Source organism: Halalkalibacter flavus (assembly GCF_036663575.1).
In the GTDB taxonomy this organism is placed as follows: domain Bacteria; phylum Bacillota; class Bacilli; order Bacillales; family Bacillaceae_D; genus Halalkalibacter; species Halalkalibacter flavus.
The window spans coordinates 54405-61354 of the sequence record NZ_JAWRVK010000026.1; the positions used below are offsets into that span (position 1 = coordinate 54405).

Consider the following 6950-nt stretch of genomic DNA (forward strand, 5'->3'; position numbering starts at 1 on the left):
AGCCATCCATCAACATTCTGTTTGTTCCATTGCGTTTCTTAACGAGTGAACGACTCTAAAGTTCAAAAGACTAAAAGATCAAAGGATAGCAACCAAATTCGGTTGCTTTTTTATTTGAACTTTTTTTCCTTTTGACTGCGAATCGTAAAACAGCGCAAGCCGACTAAGTTTCTAGCAGGTGGGGCCCCTTACCCCTTCCTACTAGAAACTAAGACGGCTAGACAATCGGTTCAAGGGGCAAAAAACTTTTTGCTTAAAAACGCTTCGCAACAGCAAAAACTTTTTAGCTAAGAACGCCCTTGACCCATTGCCTATACGTGTTTTTCGTTCTCCGTGCAAAAGGGAAAAAATCCTTCCCTTTGGGAAATGAATTCGCTTCGCAAGTCAAAAGGAAAAAAGAAAAAATCAAATTCAAAGGAGACAAAACACATGGCTAAAAAAAGCGTATATGACATGATTACCGAAAAAATTATTGAGAAGTTGGAAAAGGGTGTTATCCCTTGGCGGAAACCATGGATTAACGGTGGAGCAGTGAACTGGAAGACTCAGAAAGCGTATAGAGGCATTAATACTTTTTTATTAGAGGCTGGCGAGTATGCAACGTTTAATCAAATTAAAGAAGCAGGTGCAAAAATCAAGAAAGGGGAGAAATCCCATATAGTTGTGTTTTGGAAATGGTTAGAAAAAGAAGATAAAGAAAGTGGAGAGATTGAAAAAATCCCCTATCTTCGCTACTACAGAGTATTTGAGATTAATACGCAAGTAGAAGGGTTGCAGAGTAAGCGACAAGAAACGACATTTGATCACAATCCGATTGAGAAAGCGGAGGAAATCTATAAAGGCTACATAAATGCTCCTGATTATACATTTCAATCAGGAAAAGCCGTCTACTATCCAACGTTTGACCGTATCAATTGCCCACCAATAAAGGATTTTCCAATAGCTGAAGAATATTATTCGACGCTATTTCATGAAATGGTTCACAGTACCGGTCATAAAAGCCGACTTGATCGCCCAGGTGTAACCACTCAGAATGTAGCGTTTGGCGATGAAGTGTATTCGAAGGAAGAGCTAGTGGCAGAGCTTGGATCTTCGATGCTATGCGGTGTTGCTGGAATTGATAATCAAACACTTGATAACTCAGCTAGTTATATTCACTCTTGGCTACGAGCGTTAAAAGATGACAATCGGTTAATTGTTCAAGCAGCAGCACAAGCGCAAAAAGCGACAGACTATATTTTAGGAACAGAAGAAGAAACAAACGAGAAATAAGCATCGATAACATACAAAATCACAAGCACAAAGGATCAATCACCTTTCCTAGACCGGGAAGGTGATTTTATTTAAGAATAGTACGAAAGAAACGTCACGAAAGGTTGAAAAAAACATCCTTGAAATATCTACATTTTCATTGATTATTTAGTGTCTTAATGGTATAATATAAATATAGAAAGGAGTTGAGAAAGCCCAAAGGATCAGCTGACAAACTGAAAAGCGTTGGCAAAAGTAACGTACAAAATCACAAGCACAAAGGAGTTTTTGAAAAATGGATTTAGAGCCAATCTTTGAAGTAGTACGAATCAAACAGGAAATAAGGGAAGTTTCAGAACGATTTGCCAACTATCAAATTAAATCTCCAGAAGATGCGCAAACGTTAGCGGCTTCCTACATCGCAGACGAGGACAGAGAGGTTTTTCTTGTAATAATGCTCAACACAAAAAATATGGTCATCGGGCTTCATAGAGCGCATGTTGGAAGCTTAAATGCAAGCATTGTCCACCCAAGAGACGTTATGAAATGCGCCATTCTGAATAATGCGGCTTCCATCATTGTCAGCCATAACCATCCGTCAGCTTTCGATCCAACACCGAGCCGAGAGGATATTGAAGTCACTAAGCGACTTTCAGAAGTCGGCAAGATTTTAGGGATTGATGTCCTGGACCATGTGATTGTGACACAATCAGGAAAACATGTCAGCTTAAAAGAAAAAGGTTATCTGTAATAAAAAAAGAGGAAGAGGAAAAGCAAAGGGGGATACTTTGCCCCTTTGCTTTAAAAGGAAAAATCAATGTGAGCTAGCATTCTTCACAAGACAAAAGAAAAAACGAAAGGAAAAAAGACCTTAAAAGCAAAAAACAAAAAATCTTTTAGGAGTTGGTCAGAATGACGTTTCGAGTAATTTTTGATTATGGAGAAGTAGAACTATCAGCCATGATTTGGTCTAATACACCACATCCTAATGAAATTTATAATAAGACAATAGAGCATTTAGAAACGGAAGGATGGACATTGCCAGCGGCGTATCCAGCAATCACGATAACACCAGCGCCCGAATGGGATGAAGAATAAAGGGATGGACAAAAATGATAAAGCAACAGTGTCCTATTTGCAAAGAAAAACTACTACCATGCGCCCAATGTGAAAGTCAAAATTTCTCCAAATGTCCATTAGAAAACTAACCAATAATCGAAAGGGGAAAGCAAAATGATTATGAAAAAGGAAGGTATTTTTTCAATTAAAAAGGAAGGCAGTTTTTACAGAGTTTACAGAAAAAGAAAGCGCATCGGGAGATTTTTACTTTTAAGTGAAGCGGAAAAATATTTTGAGAAACGTAAAAAGCTTGATATAAAATCAACATTTTTATTGATTGTTTAGTGTCTAAGTGGTATAATATAAATATAGAAAGGAGTTGATAAAGCCCAAAGGATCAGCTGAAAAGCGTTGGCAAAAGTAACGTACAAAATCACAAGCATAAAGGACGATGGCCATCCACTAAGGTTGATGTATTGTCAAAAGTGCGATGCTAGAAACTAGAAATATATATAGTAGAGGGGGTTCTTCCCCTCTACTAAAAAATGCAGAGGGGCTTACGCCCCTTATCCAAGGAGGATATTATGAAACTTCTTCTAGAAGAACTAAAAGACTTGTTTGATGAACGTGAAGAACTAAACCTTGATCCATCTGAAATTAGAGATGTAGAGCTTGCCATAGTCGTTAGTGAAAACAATAGAAGAGAAATCTTGAATTTTTTGTACGGTCAAACGTATTGTGAAGCATTATTTAACCTTTTAGAGTGGGGGAAAGATCGATGAATATACAAGTAGGAGAATGGAGAAAGAAAAGTGTAGAAGAGCGATTAAAGCTAATTTGCCAGCAGGCTGCCGAAAATTATTGTAAAATGATTACGAAATCTTCAGTTAAGTGATGGTTCATTATTTGTAGTGACAAAGGCAAAAAGCACCATATAAAGGTTGGTATTATAGTGTCCAAATAGTATAATAATGATGGGGGAGATCCCCCATCGGGTCCAATAGAAAAACGTATGAAACCATTGAAAAAGGGAGAGGATCAAAAATGAAAACATGTCCTTATTGCGGCAGCAACATTGAAAAGGTGAACCAGCAGCAATATTATTGTGATTTTTGTTCGATGACTCTTGCAGCAAGCATTGTAAAAGAGAATCGAGAACGGTTAGACGTACGTTTTCGGGATATGGCTTTTGACACTCATATAGAGAAAACAACCCCTGAATTGATGGTGTTTTCAACGTTTGAACTATTGTATTTGCTGAAAATAATTAGAAACGAGCGTTCTAATATGTATCATCATATGCATACTTTCCATCGTGCCGGTGAACAGGGAGCAAATGAATTTAAAGAGATTGAAAAAGAAACGGGACGTGATTACATGTACTACACGAAAAAGGCGTTTGTCGTGGAAAATATCATTCGTACTCGTTTGGGTTATGTACCAACAAGAATTACGGAAAGTTATCTGGTGAAGTATTTAGAGAACATTGAAAAAGATAAAAAAAGACCGATGATTATTCGGACAGAAAGACAAGAAAAGGTGAAGGAAAAAGGATGATCTAGCTTCAAATAAGACGTAAAGTCGGGTATACTTACTTTATAATACTCTTGTGCTTGAGTATTGTATGTTACTGAAGCTCCGGCTGATCCCCGGAGCTTGTTAAAAGAATAACATAGTGTCCAAATGGTATATATTATAAGGGATTAACAATCAAGAAAAAAATGGAGGTAATTTTAATGAACTTTCAATTTATAAACCAAGAGCATGAAGCAAGATATTCCCGATTTCGGGTTGAAGATATGGCAGATCATTATAGAACAAATAAAGAATATTTATCTGTTGTTTACCTAATGACCGGAAATCAGGAATTGTACCGGAAAATGAAACCTTATTTTAAGGCAAAGCATGGTGAATTTGATTCTGAAAAAATGTTTGAAGAACAAGACTTCAGCAGCGGACTTTGTGTACTAGCAAAGCTTGCTGTTCATTTGTTCAATTCTAATGAAATGGTTGAACCACTTGATATTATTTCAAGATTGGATGATGAAGGCTTTAGATTGGCGTTAAATGCTTTTATATTGCGCCGTTATGGAGTGTCAAAGGGTTATGACATTCCAGAAGAAAAACTTTACATGTAGGAGCTGCTTTTTATGAAACAAGTATCTTTCTCATTGTTCCTTGGGCAAGCGGAAGCCTTTAAATCAAAGGTTGATTCATCCGTCCAGTCTAAAATTTTGAGGAACTATGTATTGAATGATTATCAATTGCCGGGTGAGTTGAGCATCATCAATGAAGGCGATAAAAAAGGATTGAAACCTGAAAAGTTTCATTTTGATGAAAATACCGATGCAAGGCTCAATGAATTGGTGAAGATCGTACGAGAAGCTGGATATAAAGCAAATCGTTCCTCTTTAATGCGTCACATCATGAATCAGCTACTTGAAAAATTAAAGAATCAGAATGACTCGCTTCCAAAAAAGCGAGAAGTACGTCATTCAAGTTTTTATTTTGAAAAAGGTACGAAGGATGTGCTAGAGCAGTTTATTCCGTTTCGTGACCGTAACGCAGCCATAGAACGATTTATTTTAGAAGAGTATAAGCCGATTTATGATAAAGCTGTTTTACTGGATAAACCAGAGGAATCGGAATCGATGCGCGTCAGTATGTCAGCAGATGCTTTTGAAAAATTGAATCGATATGTTGATGAAATTAGCACAAAAGGTGTGACTCGAACAGCGTTAATGCGTGATGTGGTTGAGCAGCTCATTAGTAAGTTATCGAATGCCGATGCTCGAAAGCTCATTGCTGAAGTTCGACTTCAGCATGCCTTACGAGAATATGAGGAGGCGTTTGATGGCGATGTATTAAGAGAACGGTTAAGTCAATATCGCGCAGAAAAGGAAGAATGACATCATTGTTTTAAAGGGGAATTAACCGTCAATAATGTAGCATTGAAATAAAGTTTGATTAAATTAACTCTATAAACCTTGATAAAATAGCAAATAGAAAAAGCGTGTTTTGACTGATCAAAACACGCTTTTTCTATATTCAATTGAACCATTCTTTTATAAAAAAGTTTGATTATTTCTATGATCTTTATTTCATTAAAGCTACCCGTTAGAATAATTTTAATCTTTGATAATAATTTCGTAAAGTTCATCTTCTTGTATTATAGACTCTGTAACTGCTTCTTGAATAACCTCATCTACAATAACTTCAATATCATCATTGACATCAAGTGACACCGCTTCTACGTGTAACAAACGATTTGGTACCTTTTCGATAACATTCTCTATCGTTGTTAACCGCACATTTGTACCTTCTAACCGAGATGTCATAAATTGAGCCAATCTCATGTTTTCCTCATTGAGTTTCTCAATATACTCTTCGTCTACGGCATGCCCTACATCACTAACTACAATTTCTTCCTCACTACTACTTACTTGGGTGTTAGAAATGGTGAATAAAGATATTGCACTAATTACAAATAGAGAGCTTAAACCAATAACTATAAACTTCCTCACTTTAAACCACCTCTTAATTAGATTTTACCTTTATTTGGCATAGGTATGTCCATATAAGATGGTTTATTCTTAATGCTTCTTACTTCAACAAGAAGAAGCGATTACTCTTTATTTAGCAATCGCACCCGTTACTTTAAGAGTAAAAATCATTTAGCAGGCATTGAAAAGGTTATTATACTACTATTGCCTTGTTCTATTTTCGAATAAATTTCTTTAACTATTTCTTTCGCTCTGTCATTTGTTTCATATTTCCCCAATACTTTACTCCAATAGACGAAAAAACTTCTGCTAACAACACCTTCAATAAAATTGCCTTTTACGGTTACTTCTTTAACATTTACTAAGACTTTTGTATCTTGAGTTATTATCCATAACATAAAAGTAATCTCCCCCCATTTATTTATCTTTCTTCTTGTGTTATCCTGCCTCAATAGTTGAACAAGCGACAGCCTCTTGTACTATCGCTCTCCGTTAGAGCTTAATAATCTAACTTTTTATTTGTTTACCTACCTAATCGTTCAAGTGTACCAGAGTAATTATCGTCTATAACTAGCAATGGCTCCTTTATTGACTGTAAAATAATCTCTACATCAACCAAATCATTTTCTGTCTCTTCATTAATAATTCTATAAACTTTAATAACTGCTTCCATTTTTTCCTTTTCCTTACTACTTATAGTATATGAATGATGTTCAAGAAACTTTAGAGTCATACCATATATAAATTCTTCAACACGAAATAAGCTAAATTGTAGTAATTCCCAATCAGATGCTTCGTCTCCCATATGTAGCGTCGAAATAGCATATAAATATGAATGAATGCTTTTACTTTCTCCGTTAACAACCTTCCATGAGTTGTATAACTCACTTTTCACTTCACTAAATTCTTCTTTTTCAATAGGTAAATGAATAAATTCATCCAGCCTGTCAGCCAAATTATTACCTTTAACAGCTATAATTGATAAATGGTCATAATTTCTATCTATACTCTGATTAACGTAGTGTCTATACTCTAACTGAACATAAATACTGTAAATAAGAAAGACTCCAATTAACAAAATAAGAAATCTGTTTAAATACTTTTTTAAATTTGCTTTATACATATAATCCCCCATTG

General features: G+C 35.7%; 11 protein-coding genes. 8 read left to right on the forward strand and 3 right to left on the reverse strand.

Translation table 11 applies throughout. The features are described from left to right. The first annotated feature begins 429 nt into the window (after positions 1–429). From SAY88_RS16490 to SAY88_RS16525, 8 genes are all read left to right on the forward strand, one after another. A complete protein-coding gene (locus SAY88_RS16490) occupies positions 430–1272 on the forward strand; it encodes an ArdC family protein (protein ID WP_332633133.1) in 843 nt (280 codons plus the stop codon). 274 nt (positions 1273–1546) lie between these two features. After that, positions 1547–2002: a JAB domain-containing protein gene (locus SAY88_RS16495; RefSeq protein ID WP_332633135.1), complete on the forward strand. Its 456-nt coding sequence runs from the start codon at positions 1547–1549 to the stop codon at positions 2000–2002. 161 nt (positions 2003–2163) lie between these two features. Continuing rightward, positions 2164–2349, forward strand: a complete 186-nt coding sequence (locus SAY88_RS16500; RefSeq protein ID WP_332633136.1) for a hypothetical protein — start codon at positions 2164–2166, stop codon at positions 2347–2349. A gap of 135 nt (positions 2350–2484) precedes the next feature. Then, the gene (locus tag SAY88_RS16505) at positions 2485–2655 is read left to right on the forward strand and encodes a hypothetical protein (RefSeq protein ID WP_332633138.1); all 171 of its coding nucleotides are present in this window, start codon (positions 2485–2487) and stop codon (positions 2653–2655) included. A 239-nt stretch (positions 2656–2894) separates the two neighbouring features. After that, positions 2895–3092 carry a hypothetical protein gene (locus SAY88_RS16510; protein WP_332633140.1) on the forward strand — a complete coding sequence of 66 codons (198 nt, stop codon included), beginning with the start codon at positions 2895–2897 and terminating at the stop codon, positions 3090–3092. Positions 3093–3354: 262 nt separating this feature from the next. Beyond that, the gene (locus SAY88_RS16515) at positions 3355–3867 is read left to right on the forward strand and encodes a hypothetical protein (protein ID WP_332633142.1); all 513 of its coding nucleotides are present in this window, start codon (positions 3355–3357) and stop codon (positions 3865–3867) included. 179 nt (positions 3868–4046) lie between these two features. Further along, positions 4047–4448: a DUF6075 family protein gene (locus tag SAY88_RS16520; protein WP_332633143.1), complete on the forward strand. Its 402-nt coding sequence runs from the start codon at positions 4047–4049 to the stop codon at positions 4446–4448. 12 nt (positions 4449–4460) lie between these two features. Beyond that, positions 4461–5219, forward strand: coding sequence for a hypothetical protein (locus tag SAY88_RS16525; protein ID WP_332633145.1), 759 nt, complete (start codon positions 4461–4463; stop codon positions 5217–5219). Between the two features lie 219 nt (positions 5220–5438). Here SAY88_RS16525 and SAY88_RS16530 read toward each other — a convergent pair whose 3' ends face one another. The 3 genes from SAY88_RS16530 to SAY88_RS16540 form a co-directional block, all read right to left on the reverse strand. Then, on the reverse strand, positions 5439–5834 hold the full coding sequence (locus SAY88_RS16530; protein ID WP_332633146.1) for a hypothetical protein: 396 nt from the start codon (positions 5832–5834) through the stop codon (positions 5439–5441). A 146-nt stretch (positions 5835–5980) separates the two neighbouring features. Further along, positions 5981–6211, reverse strand: a complete 231-nt coding sequence (locus tag SAY88_RS16535) for a hypothetical protein (protein ID WP_332633148.1) — start codon at positions 6209–6211, stop codon at positions 5981–5983. A gap of 125 nt (positions 6212–6336) precedes the next feature. Beyond that, positions 6337–6950: hypothetical protein (locus tag SAY88_RS16540; protein WP_332633150.1), on the reverse strand; the 614-nt coding region annotated here is incomplete at its 5' end.